Source organism: Chenggangzhangella methanolivorans, assembly GCF_042648545.1.
Lineage (GTDB): Bacteria > Pseudomonadota > Alphaproteobacteria > Rhizobiales > Methylopilaceae > Methylopila > Methylopila methanolivorans.
This window is the reverse complement of sequence record NZ_JBHRXS010000003.1, coordinates 1,011,614-1,029,254: the sequence shown is the minus strand read 5'-3', so window position 1 is coordinate 1,029,254 and position 17,641 is coordinate 1,011,614. Positions and strand designations below refer to the sequence as shown.

The 17,641-nt window shown below is 69.7% G+C and carries 17 protein-coding genes; 12 read left to right on the top strand and 5 right to left on the bottom strand.

The features are described 5' to 3' along the window. Positions 1-144: 144 nt before the first annotated feature. Both ACFOWB_RS05140 and ACFOWB_RS05135 read right to left on the bottom strand, forming a co-directional pair. Positions 145-759, bottom strand: a complete 615-nt coding sequence (locus ACFOWB_RS05140) for an SCO family protein (RefSeq protein ID WP_378146026.1) — start codon at positions 757-759, stop codon at positions 145-147. Further along, positions 756-2,888: a heavy metal translocating P-type ATPase gene (locus ACFOWB_RS05135; RefSeq protein ID WP_378146024.1), complete on the bottom strand. Its 2,133-nt coding sequence runs from the start codon at positions 2,886-2,888 to the stop codon at positions 756-758. Before ACFOWB_RS05135 ends, ACFOWB_RS05140 begins: the two co-directional genes overlap by 4 nt. A 66-nt stretch (positions 2,889-2,954) precedes the next feature. Between ACFOWB_RS05135 and ACFOWB_RS05130 the strand changes: the two genes are divergently transcribed. The 10 genes from ACFOWB_RS05130 (at position 2,955) to ACFOWB_RS05085 (ending at position 12,956) form a co-directional block, all read left to right on the top strand. Further along, entirely contained in the window at positions 2,955-3,380 is a 426-nt protein-coding gene (locus ACFOWB_RS05130; protein ID WP_378146022.1) for a MerR family transcriptional regulator, read from the top strand. 95 nt (positions 3,381-3,475) lie between these two features. Continuing rightward, positions 3,476-3,877 carry a hypothetical protein gene (locus ACFOWB_RS05125; protein WP_378146020.1) on the top strand — a complete coding sequence of 134 codons (402 nt, stop codon included), beginning with the start codon at positions 3,476-3,478 and terminating at the stop codon, positions 3,875-3,877. A gap of 70 nt (positions 3,878-3,947) precedes the next feature. Next, positions 3,948-5,219 carry a TolC family protein gene (locus ACFOWB_RS05120; RefSeq protein WP_261405530.1) on the top strand — a complete coding sequence of 424 codons (1,272 nt, stop codon included), beginning with the start codon at positions 3,948-3,950 and terminating at the stop codon, positions 5,217-5,219. Then, positions 5,216-5,593, top strand: a complete 378-nt coding sequence (locus ACFOWB_RS05115; protein ID WP_261405531.1) for a hypothetical protein — start codon at positions 5,216-5,218, stop codon at positions 5,591-5,593. Before ACFOWB_RS05120 ends, ACFOWB_RS05115 begins: the two co-directional genes overlap by 4 nt. Further along, complete coding sequence (ihpB, locus tag ACFOWB_RS05110; protein WP_378146017.1) at positions 5,590-7,116, top strand: divalent metal ion exporter adaptor subunit IhpB; 1,527 nt, start codon at positions 5,590-5,592, stop codon at positions 7,114-7,116. The genes ACFOWB_RS05115 and ihpB overlap by 4 nt, the downstream gene beginning before the upstream one ends. Positions 7,117-7,156: 40 nt before the next feature. After that, positions 7,157-10,369 carry an efflux RND transporter permease subunit gene (locus ACFOWB_RS05105; protein WP_378146090.1) on the top strand — a complete coding sequence of 1,071 codons (3,213 nt, stop codon included), beginning with the start codon at positions 7,157-7,159 and terminating at the stop codon, positions 10,367-10,369. After that, positions 10,366-10,836, top strand: coding sequence for a hypothetical protein (locus ACFOWB_RS05100; RefSeq protein WP_261405532.1), 471 nt, complete (start codon positions 10,366-10,368; stop codon positions 10,834-10,836). The genes ACFOWB_RS05105 and ACFOWB_RS05100 overlap by 4 nt, the downstream gene beginning before the upstream one ends. A gap of 12 nt (positions 10,837-10,848) precedes the next feature. Then, the gene (locus ACFOWB_RS05095; RefSeq protein ID WP_261405533.1) at positions 10,849-11,811 is read left to right on the top strand and encodes a cation diffusion facilitator family transporter; all 963 of its coding nucleotides are present in this window, start codon (positions 10,849-10,851) and stop codon (positions 11,809-11,811) included. After that, positions 11,801-12,172, top strand: a complete 372-nt coding sequence (locus ACFOWB_RS05090) for a hypothetical protein (protein ID WP_378146014.1) — start codon at positions 11,801-11,803, stop codon at positions 12,170-12,172. Before ACFOWB_RS05095 ends, ACFOWB_RS05090 begins: the two co-directional genes overlap by 11 nt. A 118-nt stretch (positions 12,173-12,290) precedes the next feature. Beyond that, a complete protein-coding gene (locus ACFOWB_RS05085; RefSeq protein WP_378146012.1) occupies positions 12,291-12,956 on the top strand; it encodes a Crp/Fnr family transcriptional regulator in 666 nt (221 codons plus the stop codon). A gap of 79 nt (positions 12,957-13,035) precedes the next feature. Here ACFOWB_RS05085 and ACFOWB_RS05080 read toward each other — a convergent pair whose 3' ends face one another. Beyond that, positions 13,036-13,254, bottom strand: a complete 219-nt coding sequence (locus tag ACFOWB_RS05080) for a hypothetical protein (protein ID WP_261405535.1) — start codon at positions 13,252-13,254, stop codon at positions 13,036-13,038. Between the two features lie 153 nt (positions 13,255-13,407). Between ACFOWB_RS05080 and ACFOWB_RS05075 the strand changes: the two genes are divergently transcribed. Together ACFOWB_RS05075 and ACFOWB_RS05070 are read left to right on the top strand one after the other, a co-directional pair. Continuing rightward, positions 13,408-13,872, top strand: coding sequence for a DUF411 domain-containing protein (locus ACFOWB_RS05075; protein WP_261405536.1), 465 nt, complete (start codon positions 13,408-13,410; stop codon positions 13,870-13,872). A gap of 123 nt (positions 13,873-13,995) precedes the next feature. Then, the gene (locus ACFOWB_RS05070) at positions 13,996-14,622 is read left to right on the top strand and encodes a tyrosine-type recombinase/integrase (protein WP_261405537.1); all 627 of its coding nucleotides are present in this window, start codon (positions 13,996-13,998) and stop codon (positions 14,620-14,622) included. Between the two features lie 180 nt (positions 14,623-14,802). Here the strand turns inward: ACFOWB_RS05070 and fhuB are convergent, their stop codons facing one another. Both fhuB and ACFOWB_RS05060 read right to left on the bottom strand, forming a co-directional pair. Beyond that, entirely contained in the window at positions 14,803-16,800 is a 1,998-nt protein-coding gene (fhuB, locus tag ACFOWB_RS05065) for a Fe(3+)-hydroxamate ABC transporter permease FhuB (protein ID WP_378146009.1), read from the bottom strand. Beyond that, complete coding sequence (locus tag ACFOWB_RS05060) at positions 16,797-17,582, bottom strand: ABC transporter substrate-binding protein (protein ID WP_378146007.1); 786 nt, start codon at positions 17,580-17,582, stop codon at positions 16,797-16,799. The genes fhuB and ACFOWB_RS05060 overlap by 4 nt, the downstream gene beginning before the upstream one ends. Between the last annotated feature and the right edge of the window lie 59 nt (positions 17,583-17,641).

Sequence of the window (17,641 nt, the reverse complement as noted above, 5' to 3'; positions counted from 1 at the left end):
CTTATGGCGCTCCGCGGCTGTGCGCCTCTGAGCGCGGATGGCGCTCCACGGCTATGGGACTGCGGTCGCTGACCCATAGCCGACCTTAGGGACGTCTCCTTCGCCGCACTCAGGCGGGCCACAGATCAGCGACGAGAGTAGAGCTCAGTCCGCGATCAGCCGCCGCAGCTTCTGGAGCTGGATCTCCTCAGCCTCGTGCGAGTCGAGCGAGCCCACGAAGGTCCCGTCGGCGTTCATCGTGTAGACGATCGCGTTGTGGTCCATCGTGTAGCCTCCGCCCTTGGTCGGGACCTTGCGGGCGGCGGCCTTGAACGAGCGCACCACCTCGTCGGTCTGCGCCTGGTCACCCCTCAGCGCGAGGATCCGCGGGTCGAAGCTCGTCATGTAAGAGGCGAGCGCCTCCTGGCTGTCGCGCTCGGGATCGACCGTCACGAACAGCGTCCTGACCCGGTCTGCGTCGGAACCAAGCTGCTCGAGCCTGCGCGACAGCTCGGCGAGCGTCGTCGGGCACACGTCCGGGCAGTGGGTGAACCCGAAGAACAGCAGGTACGGCTTGCCGCGCAGGTCGGCGTCGGAAACGACGTCGCCGTGGTGGCTCGTCAGCCTGAACGGCCCGCCGATCTCGGACGCGAGCGAGACCGTGCGGTTCGTCTCGGGCGCCGGCAGGCGCCAGATTCCGAGGCCAAGTCCACCGAGCCCGACCAGCGCCATGGCGACCAGCCCCCAGAGGCCGAGGCGCAGGATGCGAAGGACACTCACCGGGCCGGCCCAGACGGATCGAAGCGCAGGAGCCGAAGCGCATTGGCCGTCACCAGCACCGTCGCCCCGGTGTCGGCGAGGATCGCCATCCAGAGCGGCGTGAAGCCGAAGAGGGTCGCGATCAGGAACGCGCCCTTCAGGCCGAGCGCGAGCGTGACGTTGGTCCAGATGTTCGACAGGGTCGCCCGAGACAGGACCACGAGCTCGGCCACCCCGCCGACGCGGTCCTTGAGCAGCGCCGCGTCCGCCGTCTCGAGCGCGACGTCCGTCCCGCCGCCCATCGCGACGCCGACCGAGGCTGCGGCGAGGGCGGGAGCGTCGTTCACGCCGTCGCCGACCATCGCGATCGGGCCATCCCGGCGATGGTCGGCGATCGCCTCGAGCTTGGCCGCGGGCAGCAGCTCGGCGTGGTGCTCGACGCCGAGTTCGGCCGCGATCGCGGCGGCGGCCCGCGCGTTGTCGCCCGTGAGCATCACGGTCCGCAGGCCAAGCGCACGCAGGCGCTCGAGCCCCGTGGCCGCGTCCGGCCTAAGCGTGTCCCTGAGCGCCACGAGGCCGAGCAACCGGGCGCCCTCGCTGACGGCCACCACGGTGTTTCCGGCGCCCTCGAGCTCGGTCACCCGACCTGCGGCTTCCGGCGACAGCAGGCCCTTCTCGACGGCCTGGCGCGGCGATCCCACGGTGACGAAGCCGGACATCAGGCGCGCGGTCACCCCCTTGCCGGGCGCCGCCGTCCCTCCGAAGGCGTTTGGGACGGTCAACGCCCTCGACTGCGCCTCCTCGAGGATGGCAAGCCCGATCGGATGGCTGGAGCCGCGCTCGACGGCGGCAGCCTTCGAAAGCGTCTCGTCGACGGTCCCGTCGAGCGCAACGACGTCGACGACCCGAGGGCGGCCCTCCGTCAGGGTTCCGGTCTTGTCGAACGCGACCGTCTTCACCCGGCCCAGCGTTTCCAGCGCGGCCCCGCCCTTGATCAGCAGGCCCCGACGCGCGCCGCCCGCGAGCGCCGACGCGACGGCCGCCGGGGTCGAGATCACGAGCGCGCAGGGGCAGGCGATCAGCAGCACGGCGAGGCCGCGGTAGATCCATGTCTGCCAGTCGCCTCCCGCAAGGAGCGGCGGCGCCACGATCACCAGCAGCGCGAACGCCATGGCGGCGGGCGTGTACCAGCGGCTGAAGCGCTCGATGAAGCGCGCGGTCGGCGCCTTGGTCGCCTGCGCCTCCTCGACCATGTGGACGATGCGCGCGATGGTGTTGTCCGCGGCCGTTTTCGTGATCGACACGCGGAGCTCGCCGTTGGCGTTGACGCTGCCTGCATAGACGCTCGAGCCGACCTCCTTGAAGACGGCCCGGGACTCGCCCGTGATCGGGGCCTCGTTCAGCTCGGACGCACCCTCCACCACGGTCCCGTCGGACGGGACGCGGTCGCCGGGACGCACCAGCACGACGTCGCCGACCGCGAGTTCGGACGCCGGGACGGTTTCAACGTCGCCGCCTCGGATTCGGCGGGCCGAGCGCGGCATCAGGTCGACGAGCGCCTTCACCCCTGCCCGCGCGCGGCTCGCCGCCACGCCTTCGAGCAGCTCGCCGACCGCGAACAGGAACACCACGACCGCGGCCTCGGGCGCCTCGCCGATCGCGATCGCGCCGATGGCGGCGACGGCCATCAAGGTCTCGATGCTGAAGGGCGTCCCGTTGAGCGCGCCGGCGACGGCGCGCCGAGCCACGGGAACGAGCGCGACGACAGCCGCGACCACGTAGGGCCACGCCGCCCACTGCGGTTCGAGCCACGAGACGCCCCAGGCCCCGGCGAGGAGCGCGCCCGAGGCGAGAACGAGCCTGCCCTTCGCGGTCGACCACCACGGGCCCTCAGTCGCCGGATGAACGTGACCCGTGGGGCCGGCCGCGGCCGAATCGATCGCCTTGAAGCCGAGACTGTCGACCTTGGCCCGGATCGCCTCGCGGCTGGTGCGGTCCTCGTCGACCGTGATCGACATCGAGGACGCGGCGACGCTCACCTCGACCTCGGCGACGCCCGGCAGGCGGCGCATGGCGGTCTCGATCTTCGCGGCGCAGGACCCGCAGTCCATGCCCTCGATGCGGAGCTTCAGGGCGCTCGCGGCAGCCATTTCGTCACCTCGACAATTCCGACGTGACGCACGATATGGACCCTGTAGCAACTACAGGGTCAAGCGATGCCTGACACGTTCGCGATTGGCGAGCTCGGGCGGGCGACCGACACCAAGGTCGAGACCGTCCGCTACTACGAGCGCATCGGCCTGCTGTCCCAGCCGCGGCGCACCTCGGGCAACTACCGCGCCTACGACCGCGGCCACCTCAATCGCCTGAGCTTCATCCGCCGCTCGCGCGACCTCGGTTTCTCGCTCGACCAGGTCCGTGCGCTGCTCGACCTCGCGGACCAGCGCGACCGCCCCTGCGAGGCCGTGGACGAGATCGCGCGGGGCCACCTCGCCGAGGTCGAGCGCAAGATCTCCGACCTCGAGGCGCTGCGCGACGAGCTTCGCGGGATGGTGCGGCAATGCGGACACGGGTCGGTTCGCGACTGCCGGATCATCGAGGCGCTTTCGCCCGGCGACGCACTGATCGCGGCGCCCGGTTAAGGACTCGTTGACGGCTTCCGGCCACCATCGGATCGCGGAGTCGTGGCGGCCACGGGACTTGACACCGCCCCCCGTTTCCCCGGATGCGTTGCAGCATGGACGTTCTGTCGAAGGCGAGATCAACGCGTGCCTGGCGCTTCTGCGTCCGGGTTGCGTTCGCCCTTTGCCTAGTCGTCTTTGGCGTCGGTGACGCCGTCGAGCGCAGCTTCGCGGGCCACGTGGGCCTCGATTCGGCGCTCACCTACGCAGTCTCGGCCGACACAATGGCCAGCGTCACGACCGACCATTCCGGCATTCACGTCGACGGTCAGTCCGGCGATGTGGACACGAGCGGCCAGATCGTCGGCCACGGCTGCCATGGCTGCGCGGCGATCCCGGAGCGGATGCTGCAGGTCGTCGCCGCGCCGAGCGCGCTCGGCTCGTCCCCGGCATGGGCCTCCGTGCCCTCGACCGCCGGGCGCGAACCCCTCGTCGACCTTCCTCCGCCTCGAGCCTGACCTGACGGAATCCGTGTCGACGCGCGTCTGAACGCGCTCGCCTCCGCTCGTCAGTTCATCAGGTCAGGTCATGCTTTTCAGAACCCGCGCGCTTGCGCTGGGGGTGGCGATCGCGCTGCTTCCCGCGCCGGCGACTCACGCCGCGCCGTCGTCGCGGTCGCTTACGCTGTCACAGGCGCTGTCGCGCGCCGTCGCCTCCTCCCCTGGTCTTGCCGCGGCCGACCGGGAGATCGGGGCGGCGGGTGGACGGAGCCTCCAGTCCGGCGTCTTCCCCAACCCCGAGCTATCCGCCGAGCTCGACAACGCCTTCGGCTCGAAGCTCAAGCGCAATCTCGAGACCGCCGAGACCACGCTCCAGATCAGCCAGCTCTTCGAGCTCGGCGGCAAGCGCGAGGCCCGGATGGCGATCGCGGCCGCCGACATCGACGCTGCGCGCTGGGACCGGGCCGCGACCCGGCTCCAGGTCCTCGCCGAGACGGCCGAGGCCTACGCAAGGACGCTCGGCGCCCAGCGTCGCGTGGCGGAGCTCGAGGAACAGGTCGACGACCTCGACCGCCTGACCCCGCTGCTCCAGCGGCGGGTCGAGGCGGGCGCGTCCTCGAGCGCGGAGATCTCGCGCGGCCGACTCGCCACCGAGACGACGCGCGTCGAACTCGCCAAGGCGAAGGCCTCGTTCCAGGCGGCGCGGCGAGAGCTGTCGGTGCTGATCGGGGAGAAGGCGCCGTCCTTCGCCTCCGTCGGCGGCGACCTCTCGCGCATCGGCGCGCCGCCCTCGTTCGACAGCCTGATGTCTCGGGCGCTGCAGACCCCGCAGCTCACGCGCTTCACGGCCGTGAGGGCCCAGCGCCGGGCGCTGCTCGCGGCCGCGCAGGCGAAGGCCGTGCCCGACATCACCGCGGGCGTCGGCTGGCGGCATTACCGTGAGGACCGCTCGAACGCCGTCATGGCCTCGCTCAGCGTGCCCCTCCCGGTCTTCGACCGAAACCAGGGCGGCGTGATCGAGGCGAACGAGACGCTCGCCAAGACCGAGGCCGAGAAGGCCGCGGCCCAGCGGACCCTGACGGTGCTCGTCGGCAACGCCTACGAGGCGTTGAGGGGCTCCTATGACGAGGCCCGGCTCACCCGCGCCAACGTTCTGCCCGTCGCCCGCGAGGCCTGGGACAGCATCCGCTCCGGCTACGGCGAGGGCCGCTACTCGCTGCTCGAGCTGCTCGACGCGCGCGCCGCGCTCTCGGAAGCCTCGCTCAAGGAGATCGACGCCCTCGTCTCCTTCCACTCATCGCTCGCCAGTCTCGAAGGCCTGACGGGATCCGCCCTCGTTCTGTCCCGGAGAGACAAATGACCTCGTTCAAGACCACTTCCGTGGCGGCCGCGCTCCTGCTCGCCTCGCTGACTTCCGCCTTCGCAGCGCCCGCATCGACGCCCCGCGTCGTTCCGCTGCCCGGCTACGACGGCGCCTGGGTCTATGACGGCCGCACGCCGCCGACCTGCAACGCCCGCGACATCCGCGTCCGCCACTTCGCGGGTGACGGCCATGCCGACACGCATGCCGACCACGCCCACCTCGGCCACGGCCACAAGTGGTCGAAGCGGAACTTCAAGGGCTACCCGACGAAGCCCCCCTGCTACGTGCGCCGCGCTTCCGCCCAACCAGAAACCCCTGCCGACCTCGCGACCGCCGCGACCCGCAACGCCCTGTCCGGAGACCTGTCATGAGCCGCTCCTTCGCACGCGACGCCGCCGTACTCGTGGTCGGGGGTCTCATCGGGGCCGGCGGCCTCTACGCCGCCCAGCAGGGACCGTCCGCGGTCGCAACCCAGGCGCTCGCGCTCTACTCCGGCCTGATGGGCGGTGACGGCCACGCACACGCCGAAGCCCCGAAGGCGCTTGCCGCCGCGGACGGTCACAAGGAGGGCGACGGCCATGCCCACGGCAAGGACGGCGGCCATTCGAAGGACGACGGCCACGGTCACGGCAAGGAGGACGACCACTCCAAGGACGACGGCCACGGCCATGGTTCCGGCAAGGACGATGGGCATGGCCATGGCAAGGACGACGGGCACGGCCACGACAAGCCGAAGCCCAAGGCCGACGCAGGTGCCCCGATCCAGGTCGTGGCCGCCGACGACCACAAGGAGGGCGACGGACACGGTCACGGCAAGGAGGACGCGCACTCCAAGGATGATGGGCACGGCCATGGGAAGGACGACGCCCATTCCAAGGACGACGGCCACGGACACGGGTCGGGCAAGGATGACGGGCACGGGCATGGCGCGGATGACGGCCACGGCCACGACAAGCCGAAGGCCGACGCCGGGGGGGAAGCGCCCCTGAAGGTCGCGGCCGTCGACGCCAAGGTCGACGGGCACGGCCACGGCGCCGAGAAGGAGGACGACGGCCACGGCCATGGGGCCGAGCTCCCCGAGGGCGTCGTCGAGCTGGGCGAGGCCAAGGTGAAGGCCGCGGGCATCGCGCTCGGCAAGGCGGGCGCCTCGACGCTCCGCGAGGAACTCCAGCTCAACGGCATCGTGCAAGCGAACCAGGAAGCGGTCGTGCAGGTCACGCCGCGCTTCCCCGGCGTGGTCCGCACGCTGTCGAAGCGCCTCGGCGACCAGGTGAAGAAGGGCGAGCTGCTCGCGGTCGTCGAGAGCAACCAGAGCCTCACCACCTACGAGCTGAAGGCCCCGATGGCGGGCGTCGTCACCGAGCGGCAGGCCTCGCTCGGCGAATACGTCTCCGAGCAGAAGCCCGCCTTCGTCATCACCGACCTCTCGACGCTCTGGGTCGACTTCTCGGTCTACCGCCGCGACCTCGCGAAGGTCGCGGTCGGCGAGACCGTGCGGATCGACCCCGAGGACGGCGGAGAGCCGATCGAGGCGCAGATCTCCTACCTGTCGCCGATCGGGGCCGCGGACACCCAGAGCGCGGTGGCGCGCGCCGTGATCCCGAACGACGGCCGCTTCAGGCCGGGCCTGTTCGCGACGGGCGCGGTCGCGACCGCCGAGCAGTCCGTGCCGCTCGCCGTGTCGATCGACGCCGTGCAGTCGCTCGAGGGCCGCGACGTCGTGTTCGTCCGCGAGGGCGACCGTTTCGCCGCCCGTGACGTGACGCTCGGCCGCCGGGATGGACGGTCCGTCGAGGTCGTCACGGGCCTGAAGGGAGGCGAGGCCTACGCCTCGAGGAACAGCTTCGTCGTGAAGGCAGAGCTCGCAAAGGGAAGCGCGAGCCATGAGCACTGATACGACGCGCACCGAGGCGGGCGACTACAAACCCAATGGCCTGATCGAACGGATCCTGGCGTTCTCCATCGCGCAGCGGTGGATGGTGGTGTTCGCGTGCCTGGCCGTCGCGGGGTTCGGCGTCTTCAACTTCCTGCGCCTGCCGATCGACGCGGTGCCGGACATCACCAACGTCCAGGTCCAGATCAACACCACCGCCCCCGGCTTCTCGCCTCTCGAGGTCGAGCAGCGCATCACGTTCCCGCTCGAGACCAGCCTCGGCGGCCTGCCGGACCTCGACTACACCCGCTCGCTGTCGCGCTACGGCCTCTCCCAGGTCACGGTCGTGTTCAAGGACGGGACCGACATCTACTTCGCCCGCCAGCTCGTGAACGAGCGGCTGCAGCAGGCCAAGGACCAGTTGCCCGCCGGGATCGAGACCGCCATGGGACCGATCTCCACGGGCCTCGGCGAGATCTACAACTACGTCGTCGACGCCAAGCCCGGCGCGAAGAAGCCCGACGGCTCGGACTACAGCCCCGCGGACCTCAGGACGATCCAGGATTGGATCATCACGCCGCAGCTCCGCACCGTGCCGGGCGTCGTCGAGGTCAACACGATCGGTGGCTACGAGCGCCAGCTCCACGTGCTGCCGAACCCGGCGCGGCTGATGGCCTACGGGCTGACGTTCCGCGACGTGATGACGGCGCTCGCCACCAACAACGCCAATGTCGGCGCCGGCTACATCGAACGGAACGGCGAGCAGTATCTCGTCCGCACGCCCGGCCAGGCGCTGACGGCGGAAGACGTCGGCGGCATCGTCGTGAACTCCCACGCCGGAACTCCGGTCCGCGTCTCGGACGTCGCCGAGGTCAAGGACGGGCGCGAACTCCGCAACGGGGCCGCGACGCTCAACGGCCACGAGGTCGTCCTCGGCACCACCATGCTGCTGATCGGCGAGAACAGCCGCACCGTGGCCGAGCGCGTCGCGAACAAGCTCGGTGAGATCCAGAAGTCGCTGCCCGAGGGGATCGAAGCTCGCTCCGTCTACGACCGCTCGACGCTGGTCGAGGCGACCATCGCGACGGTGGAGAAGAATCTCGTCGAGGGCGCGCTGTTCGTCATCGCGGTGCTGTTCCTGCTGCTCGGCAACATCCGCGCCGCCATCGTCACCGCCTTCGTGATCCCGCTCTCCATGCTCTTCACCATCACGGGCATGGTCGAGAACAAGGTCTCGGCCAACCTCATGAGCCTCGGCGCGATCGACTTCGGCATCATCATCGACGGCGCCGTGATCATCGTGGAGAACTGCCTGAGGCTGCTCGCCCACGAGCAGGAGCGGCGGGGCCGCCTGCTGACGATGCAGGAGCGTTTCTCGACGATCCTGGCGGGATCGAGCGAAGTCATCCGGCCGAGCCTCTTCGGCACCATGATCATCGCGGTGGTCTACCTGCCAGTGCTCACTCTCACGGGGGTCGAGGGCAAGATGTTCACGCCGATGGCGCTCACCGTGCTGATGGCGCTGCTCGGCGCGTCGATCTTCTCGATGACCTTCGTCCCCGCGGCGATCGCGATCTTCGTCTCCGGCAAGGTGTCGGAGAAGGAGAACTGGTTCATGCGCGGCGCGCGCGTGACCTACGAACCTCTGCTTGGCCTCATGATCAAGCTGCGCTGGGTCGTGGCCCCGGCCGCGGTCGCGCTGGTCGTCGTGACCGGGATCGCGGCCTCCCGCATGGGCGGCGAGTTCATCCCGAGCCTCGACGAGGGCGACGCAGCGATCCAGGCGCTGCGCGTGCCGGGCACCAGCCTCACCCAGTCGCTGGAGATGCAGGGAGCGCTCGAAAAGCGCCTCATGCAGCATCCCGAGGTGAAGGAGGTGTTCGCCCGCACGGGCGTCGCCGAAGTCGCGACCGACGCAATGCCGCCCTCGATCTCGGACGGCTACATCATGCTGAAGCCTAGGTCGGAGTGGCCAAACCCCAAGAAGACCAAGGCCGAGCTGATGGAGGACGTGGAGAAGGCCGCCGAGGAGATCCCCGGCTCGAACTACGAGCTCTCGCAGCCGATCCAGCTCCGCTTCAACGAGCTGATCTCGGGCGTGCGTTCGGATGTCGGCGTGAAGATCTTCGGCGACGACCTCGACACGCTGCTGAAGGTCGCGGGCGAGGTCCAGACCGTGCTTCAAAAGGTGCCCGGAGCCGCGGACGTGAAGACCGAGCAAGTCACCGGCCTGCCGATCCTCACGGTGAAACTCAACCGCACCGCTCTCTCCCGCTACGGGGTGAGCGTCGGTGACGTTCAGGAGATCGTCGAGATCGCGGTCGGCGGAAAGGAAGCCGGGCAGATCTTCGAGGGCGACCGTCGCTTCGACATCGTGGTGCGGCTGCCCGAGCGGCTCCGCACCGACATCGAGGCGCTGAAGAACATCCCGGTCCCGCTGCCGACCCCGGACGGCAACGAGGCGCAGGCCAGTCCGGCGATCCTGGGAGGCCCGCCGTCTTCCCGCACGCGTTACGTGCCGCTCTCCTCGCTCGCCTCGCTCGAGGTGGCTCCCGGACCGAACCAGATCAGCCGCGAGAACGGCAAGCGCCGCATCGTGGTCTCGGCGAACGTCCGCGACCGCGATCTCGGCTCTTTCGTGGGCGAGGCGCAGAGGCAGATCGCCGAACAGGTGAAGCTGCCGTCCGGCTACTGGATCGGCTGGGGCGGGCAGTTCGAGCAGCTCGTTTCCGCGACACAGCGGTTGACGATCGTCGTTCCGATCGCGCTCGGGCTGATCTTCGTGCTGCTGTTCATGAGCCTCGGCTCGTTCAAGGACGCGGCGCTCGTGTTCTCGGGCGTGCCGCTCGCGCTCACCGGTGGCGTGGCTGCGCTGTTGATCCGCGACATCCCGCTCTCGATCAGCGCGGGCATCGGGTTCATCGCGCTGTCGGGCGTGGCGGTGCTGAACGGCCTCGTCATCATCGCGTTCATCCAGAAGCTCCGCGACCAGGGATTGGATCTGGTCGAGGCGGTGAAGGAGGGCGCGCTGACCAGGCTTCGTCCGGTGCTCATGACCGCGATGGTGGCCTCGCTCGGCTTCGTGCCGATGGCGATCGCGACCGGGCCGGGCGCGGAGGTGCAGCGTCCGCTCGCCACCGTCGTGATCGGCGGGATCGTGTCGTCCACGATCCTGACCCTGCTCGTGCTCCCTGCGCTCTACGTGCTGTTCACGCGGCGCCGGAAGCCGGACCCGGCTCCCGAGCCGGATGCAGCCGTGGCGGCCGCGTCATGAGGGCCGCGGCCGTCGGCGCGGCTGCGCTCGCTCTCGCGCTGGGGACCTTGTCCCCGGCGCGGGCGCTTAACGAGGACGTGATGCGCAACGTCCTGTCCTCGGTGTTCCTCGCCCAGAACTTCACGGCCGTCTGCGTGCAGGTCGACCCCGACTTCGCCCGCGAGACGGGCGGCAAGGATGGCGACGCCTCCAAGGTCATCGCCCACATGAAGGACGAGATCATCGCGACGATAACGCGCGACGAGGCCGCGCAGATCGTCGTCAGCGCCGCAGGCGCGGCCCGCGCGGTCGGCCTCGGCATGATCCGCTCGCTCTCCGGCGGATCGGTCGAGGAGCAGACCGACAGGGTCAGGGCGCTCTGCGAGGGGACGGCGAAGCCGTTGGTGAAGGGCGTCGTCGAGAACCATGACGAGCGCCACGAGTTCTTCGAGCGGATGCTCAAGGACGCGCGCCAGGGCCGCGGCTGAGGACGGGCGACGATGACCACACACAACGACCATGCCGGACACGACCATGGTGGCGAAGATCATTCCGGCCACGCCCACGGGCCGGGCGGGCACTCCCACGCGCCTGCGAGCTTCGGCAAGGCGTTCGCGATCGGCATCGCGCTCAACACGGCATTCGTGATCGTCGAGGCGGGCTACGGCTACGCCAGCAACTCCCTCGCCCTCGTGGCGGACGCGGGCCACAACCTCTCCGACGTGCTCGGCCTCGTGGTCGCGTGGGTCGCGGCAACGCTCGCCAAGCCCCCACCGTCACCGCGCTTCTCCTACGGCCTGCGGTCGTCCTCGATCATGGCGGCTTTGTTCAACGCGATCTTCCTGCTGATCGCGGTCGGCATGATCACCTGGGAGGCGATCCAGCGCTTCTCCGACCCGCAGCCCGTCGCAGGCGTCACCGTCATGGTGGTGGCCGCGATCGGGGTGCTGATCAACGGCTTCACCGCGTTCCTGTTCATGTCGGGCCGCAAGGGCGACATCAACATCAAGGGCGCCTACCTCCACATGCTGGCGGATGCGGGCGTCTCGGTCGCCGTGGTCGTGGCGGGGCTCCTGGTGCTGCAGACGGGGTGGCAATGGCTCGACCCCGTCGTCAGCCTCGCGATCGCCGCGGTGATCACCATCGGGACCTGGGGTCTGCTGCGCGACAGCGTGACGATGTCGCTCGACGCGACCCCGCCTGGCATCGACCCCGCGGCCGTCGCCGCCTTCCTTGAAGAGCGTACCGGGGTCGTGGAGGTCCACGACCTCCACGTCTGGCCGATGAGCACGACCGAGACGGCGCTCACCGCGCATCTCGTCATGCCCTCGGGCCATCCGGGCGACGCGGCCATGCGCTTGATAGCCCAGGAGCTCGAGGAGCGCTTCGGCATCGCCCACCCGACGATCCAGATCGAGCTCGCGACGGGCTCCTGTCCGCTGGCCCCTGCCCATGCGGTCTAAGACCGGGACACGCGCCGCGGGTTTCTTCTGCGCGCTCGCGGGCAAGGCGGCGGCGCTTGCGACGCTGGTCGCCATGCTGCTGCTCGCAGTGTCCCACGTCGAGATCGATCACGCCTCCCGCCTCTCGCCGGCCTCCGGCCAGCAGACCGTGCTCGTGACCTCCGCGCCCTGCTCGTCCGCGGCGCTCGGACATGCCGGCTCGGGCGCCGCCGAGTGCTCCGCCCCGTGCGTTGCCCCGCTTCCGGCCGCCCTCGGTTCATGGGCGGCGATCGCCCAGCGGTCCCCGTCGGCCCGGTGTCCCTGCCCCGGCCTCGACGGCGTCCACGTCGGCTTCGCCACTCCGCCTCCCCGGATCGCCTGATCGCGCCGTCCGGCGGATGCGGCGACGCCGTTCCGCCGACCTTGCTTTCAGCGACGCGTCCCTGACGCGACGGCCGACGCCGTCAGCGGGACGCAGGACCGACTCCGGGAACGAAGACATGATCACCCACTCATCCTGCGCGCACCCCGCGCATCAAGCGGACGACCTCGACCTGCTCGCGACCATCGAGGGCCACCAGATCGAGCTGCTCGCCCGTCGGATCCGGCTTCCCCGCGGGACGAAGCTCGACCTGCCGGGTCGGCACGGCTCCACGCTGGTCTTGGCCTCGGGAAGACTGTCGGCCGAGACGATCACGTCCGACGGGCACGAGGCCTTCGCGGCCGACGTCGAGCCGGGCGACGTGATCGGCGAGGCCTTCGCGTTCGAGCGCTGCGACACACCGTTCGAGATGGTGGCCGACGAGGCGTCCGAGGCCTGGTGTTTCGAGGCGCGCGACTTCGCGGCCGCGTTCGAGCGCCACCCCGCTTTCGCCAAGGCGGTGGTGCGCGCGATGTGCCGTCGGCAGTGCCGAACGCTTCAGAGGATGTCGGAAGTCATGACGCTGCCGATGGCGGGCAGGCTGGAGGCCGAGTTGCTTCGGCTCGCGGCCTGCGACCCGTCGGGCCGCGCGATCGGACGGCTGCCGACCCATAAGCAGATCGCCTCGCGCATCGCGACGCAGCGGGAGGCGGTGACCAAGGAGCTAAGCCGTCTCGAGCGGCAAGGCGCCATCCGCAAGGAGCGCCATGGCCTGAGGCTCGTCGGACCTAGCTGGAACCCCTGAGTTTGGGCGGGCCAGCCCCAGGAGGGGCTGGCCCTGCGGCGCCGTCAGGGTTGGAGACCAATGACGGCGCCGGTTCGGATCAGCGCGCGATCACGCGGCTGGGGTCGTGGCGGTTGGTCGCCTCACGGTCCACGCTGCCCGTCCGCTCGCCGGACAGGACGCTGAAGTCCGGCACGCTGTCGTAGAAGTCGGCGCTGTCGCGCAAGTGCTGGTTCGTCGAGTTGGCGGGCCCGGTCCCCGCAGTCGCGGCCGCGACCGAGGACATCAGGACGAGGGCGGCGGCGATCATGGTCTTCATCGTGGGTTACTCCCTTGTGGAAGCTCGTCTTGAGCTTGGGACCACGATGCGGGCAGGCCCGGATACGCCGGGTGGAAAGTCCCACATCAGCGGACAACTGGACGTGAGCCGGGCGTGTGCGAAGGTGGCCGGGAAAGAAGGAGGGCGACGCCCATGACGATGAACCGCAGGACGTTCACGCTGTTGGCGGCCGGCGCCGCGCTGCTTGTCCCAGGCGGGGTCCGCGCCGCTCCGGCGATGACCGTCCACAAGGATCCGACCTGCGGCTGCTGCGAGGCCTGGGTCGATCACGTCCGCGCGGCCGGCTACGAGGCGCAGGTCGTCGAGGTCGCGGCCATCAACACCGTCAAGGCGAAGCTCGGCGTGCCCCCCGGCCTGAGGTCCTGCCACACGGCCGAGATCGACGGCTACGTGCTCGAGGGCCACGTTCCCGCGGCGGCGATCGCGAGGCTGCTCGCCGAGCGCCCGAAGGTGCGGGGCCTCGCCGTGCCCGGGATGCCGATCGGCTCGCCTGGCATGGAGGTCGAGGGACGTGATCCCGAATCCTATGACGTGATGGCTTTTGGCGACAGCGAACCCAAGGCCATGATGAGGTTTCGGGGAAATATTGCGCTTTAGCGCCTTGCCGCGAGGGGGAAGTCCAGTCCGCTTCTCGGCGATTATGCAATGTCTGCTGATGGCGCGTCGCTGAACGATTGCGGGTGTATGATCGGGTTGAGGGGCCGCCTCTAGGAGGAGGCAATGCGCCAGCCCGACTTGTTCCGCTTACCCAAGAAGCCATGGAACGCCGGTCGTCTCATCGGACCAAAAGCGCCGCTGAAGCCGAAGCACATCTGGGCGATCCGCCAACAGTTGAAGACCAACGCTCAGGTCCGCGACCTTGCGATGTTCAATTGCGCCCTCGACGCGAAGCTTCGCGGATGTGACCTGGTCAAACTCCGGATCAGCGACGTGGCTATGGGCGGATCGATCCGCCTGAGGTCGACGGTCATGCAGCAGAAGACCGGCCGACCGGTTCCATTCGAGATCACCGAGCCTGCAAGAGATGCGCTCGCGGCCCGGCTGCGGGTGAGAGGTGGTCGACCGGATGACTGGCTGTTCCCGAGCCGGAGCACGCCAGGCCAACACATCGGAACGCGCCAGTACGCCCGGTTGGTCGACAAGTGGGTCCGTATGATCGACCTCGAGCCGACGGCATATGGCACGCACAGCCTGCGCCGCACGAAGGTGTCGCTGATCTACAAGAAGACTGGCAACCTGAGGGCGTGCCAGTTGCTCCTGGGGCATGGAAAGCTCGAGAGCACGGTTCGCTACCTTGGCATCGAGGTCGACGACGCTCTAGCGCTGTCCGAACAACTCGAGCTTTGAGCCCCATCGGTAAGACCGACAACTCGGAAGGAGCCCAAGGGCAATCAGCCGATGTCCGCTTCCGTCGTTGGACGAGGCAATCCGACCTTACAAAGTCAGCGGCGGCGGGAGCAGCCGCTGACCCAAAGCAGCCATTACGAAGGTGTGCACTTGCGGTCACCGATAGAGCGGTGGACGGCTTCATCGCTGACTGGACTCGCGCCATAGGCGCGCGAGCATGTACGCCCCACCCAAAAGTGAAGCCACCACGCCGCCAGGGATTTGCCAGGGAAAGATCACATTGCGGCCCGCGAAGTCCGCGAGCGTCAGAAGCCCGCCGCCCACCAATCCGGCGGCCGGGAGGTGCGCGCTAGCTCGCCGAAAGCCCAACAGTCTCGCTGCATGCGGTGCCAGCAGGCCGACGAAGGTCAGCGGTCCCATGGCGACTGTTGCAAGCGCGGTCATAACGGCCGCGCCAAGCACCAGCGCGGCCCGCGCCTTTCCTACAGCCAGACCCAGGGACGCGGCCGAGGTCTCTCCGAGTCCAAGCGCTTCAACGACGCGCGAAGCAAGCGGACTCACTGCAATCGCCGTAAGCCCGGCGGTGAGCGCGAGGCCTGCCTCGAGCGCGCCCGTCCGGTAGGTCGAGCCGGCCATCCAGGCGTATGCGAGGAGCGCGCGAGGATCCCCGCTTGCGAGGAACAGCGCCGCAAACCCCGAGGCCATGGTGGCTGCGGCGACGCCCGCGAGCAGGATACGCTCCGGGGTCGCAGCCGACCCTCGGCCGGCAGCCGCGACCAGCACCAGCGTCGCGAGCGAGCCGATGCTTGCAGCCACGACGGTTGAGGCGCGGTCGAAGCCGGTCGTCAGGACGAGCATCGCAAGCACGCCGAGCATCGCGCCGGCTGACACGCCGAGCGTCTCGGGGGCTGCGAGCGGATTGCGAGTCACGCGCTGGAGGATCGCGCCCGCGATCCCCAGCAGCGCACCCGCGCCGAAGGCGGCGGCGACCCGCGGGGCGCGCAGAGCCGCGATCTCGCCGTCGAGGCGCGTCCAGTCCCAGCCGTCGAGCCCGCAGCCGAAGGTAAGCGAGACGACGCCGACCGCTAGTCCCGCGGCGAGAAGCAAAAGGAGGAATGCGGAGTTGGCGTCCCGCGGCGTTGAGCGAGGCGGATCGAGCGGCCAGGGGTCCGCCCGCAGCCGTCGCAAGAGGAGAACGACAAGCGGCGCGCCGACGAGAGCCGTAACCGCGCCCGTTGGAACCTCTTGCGGAAACGGAAGCGCGGACGAGAACCGGTCAGCCAGCCAGAGCGTCGCGGCTCCGAGAACAGACGACCAGAACAGACGCGATCCAACGCTCTGGGCACCGCCGAGCCGCGCGAGCGCCGGCGCCGCAAGTCCGACGAAGCCGATCACCCCCACCATCGCGGCGACGGAGGCCGAGAGCGCAACCGCGAGCGTGACCGCCGCCAGGCGGATCGTCCCGGGCCTCACGCCGAGCGCGCCCGCCGCAGCGTCGCTTAACCCGAGCACTGACAATGGCCGAACAAGCACTAACGCGAGCGCGCAGCCCAAGGCGAGCCGCAGCGTGAGGCCGAAGGCCGCTGGTCCGCCGTCCTGAGCGAGCGATCCGCTTTGCCAGACGAAGAGCGGCGCCATGTCATCGCTCGTCAGCGTGACCATGGCGGCGGTCGCGGCGCCGCAGGTCAGCGTCACCACGAGGCCCCCGAGCGCGAGCCGCACCGGCGACGCCTGTCTCCCGGCCAACGTGACGGCGAGGCCGGTCGCCGCCGCCGCGCCGCCGAGCGCCACGAGCTCCGCGCCGGCGCCGAGCATCCACGGCGCGAATAGCGTCGCGGCCGACAGCGCGAGGCCCGCGCCTGCGAAGGTCCCGAGCGTCGCAGGTTCGGCGATCGGATTGCGGAGCGCGATCTGAAGCAGGGCTCCCGCGAGACCGAGCGCCGCTCCCGCAACGAGTGAAACGAGCGCACGGGGAACGGCCGAATAGGCGAAGGCGACCTGCCGCAGATCGGTGAGATCCGGATGCAGGACGGCGTCGATCCAAAGCTCCGGCGGCAGCATCCGATCGAAGGCGATCAGCGTCGCGACCAAGGCGGGCGCGGCGACGGCGAGCGCGAGCAGGCCTGGAGAGCGGACCCGGCTGAAGCACGACGAGGCCGACTTTTCCGAAGCGCTCATGCGCCGGGCAGCCGGTCGGCCAGCTCACTTGCAAAACGCGCCGCTGCAGCCGGGCCGCCGAAGGGCCACACGGCGCCGATCATGGTCCAGCGCCCATCGCGCACGAAGGGCAGCTCGTTCCAGAGCCTGCTGCGATCAAGGCGGATGCGGATGTGAGGCGGGATCGGGTCGAGGATCACGAGGCGGGCGCGCGGATCGACGGCGAAGAGTTGCTCGAGGTCGGCGTAGACGAAGCCCCAGCGGCCAGCCGGCTTCTCCCAGGCGTTAACAAGACCAAGCCGCCGCAGCACGTCGTCGAACAGGCCGCCCGCGCCGTAGATCCGCACATGACGGTCTTCGAAGATCGACGCGACGAGCAGCGGCTCGCGCGACCGTCCGGCGAGGCTGCCGCGCGCCGCCGCGATCGACGCGAGCGCCGTGGCGGCTACGGCCTCCCCACGATCCTTCAGCGAAAGCCTCTCCGCGAGCTTCCGCAACTCGCCGACGCCGTTATCGAACGCCGAGCCGCCGGGCGTCACAAGCATGGAAAGCGTGTGCAGCGGCGCGAATCTCTCGATCGGAAGGCTCTCATAGCCATAGCCCGTCGCGCCGATCGCGAGGCCGGGGCGTAAAGCAGCGAGCATCTCGAGATTTGGTTCGGTCCGCGAGCCGAGATCGGCAACGCCTGACGGTAAGGCGGGCGCCACGGCCCATTCGGCGTAAGCCGTCGTATCGCCGACCGCGAGCGGCTGAAGCCCGAGCGAGATCGCCATCTCGGCGGCGGTCCATTCAAGGCAGACCACTTGGGGCGCGGCCCGTGCGGGCTGCGCCCCCGAAGAAAGGCACGCCGCCCCGGCGCCCG

Coding starts and splice junctions, on each gene's coding strand:
- ACFOWB_RS05135 (WP_378146024.1), bottom strand. CDS start 2,888: ATGGCTGCCGCGAGCGCCCTGAAGCTCCGCATCGAGGGCATGGACTGC.
- ACFOWB_RS05130 (WP_378146022.1), top strand. CDS start 2,955: ATGCCTGACACGTTCGCGATTGGCGAGCTCGGGCGGGCGACCGACACC.
- ACFOWB_RS05125 (WP_378146020.1), top strand. CDS start 3,476: ATGGACGTTCTGTCGAAGGCGAGATCAACGCGTGCCTGGCGCTTCTGC.
- ACFOWB_RS05120 (WP_261405530.1), top strand. CDS start 3,948: ATGCTTTTCAGAACCCGCGCGCTTGCGCTGGGGGTGGCGATCGCGCTG.
- ACFOWB_RS05115 (WP_261405531.1), top strand. CDS start 5,216: ATGACCTCGTTCAAGACCACTTCCGTGGCGGCCGCGCTCCTGCTCGCC.
- ihpB (WP_378146017.1), top strand. CDS start 5,590: ATGAGCCGCTCCTTCGCACGCGACGCCGCCGTACTCGTGGTCGGGGGT.
- ACFOWB_RS05100 (WP_261405532.1), top strand. CDS start 10,366: ATGAGGGCCGCGGCCGTCGGCGCGGCTGCGCTCGCTCTCGCGCTGGGG.
- ACFOWB_RS05095 (WP_261405533.1), top strand. CDS start 10,849: ATGACCACACACAACGACCATGCCGGACACGACCATGGTGGCGAAGAT.
- ACFOWB_RS05090 (WP_378146014.1), top strand. CDS start 11,801: ATGCGGTCTAAGACCGGGACACGCGCCGCGGGTTTCTTCTGCGCGCTC.
- ACFOWB_RS05085 (WP_378146012.1), top strand. CDS start 12,291: ATGATCACCCACTCATCCTGCGCGCACCCCGCGCATCAAGCGGACGAC.
- ACFOWB_RS05080 (WP_261405535.1), bottom strand. CDS start 13,254: ATGAAGACCATGATCGCCGCCGCCCTCGTCCTGATGTCCTCGGTCGCG.
- ACFOWB_RS05075 (WP_261405536.1), top strand. CDS start 13,408: ATGACGATGAACCGCAGGACGTTCACGCTGTTGGCGGCCGGCGCCGCG.
- ACFOWB_RS05070 (WP_261405537.1), top strand. CDS start 13,996: ATGCGCCAGCCCGACTTGTTCCGCTTACCCAAGAAGCCATGGAACGCC.
- fhuB (WP_378146009.1), bottom strand. CDS start 16,800: ATGAGCGCTTCGGAAAAGTCGGCCTCGTCGTGCTTCAGCCGGGTCCGC.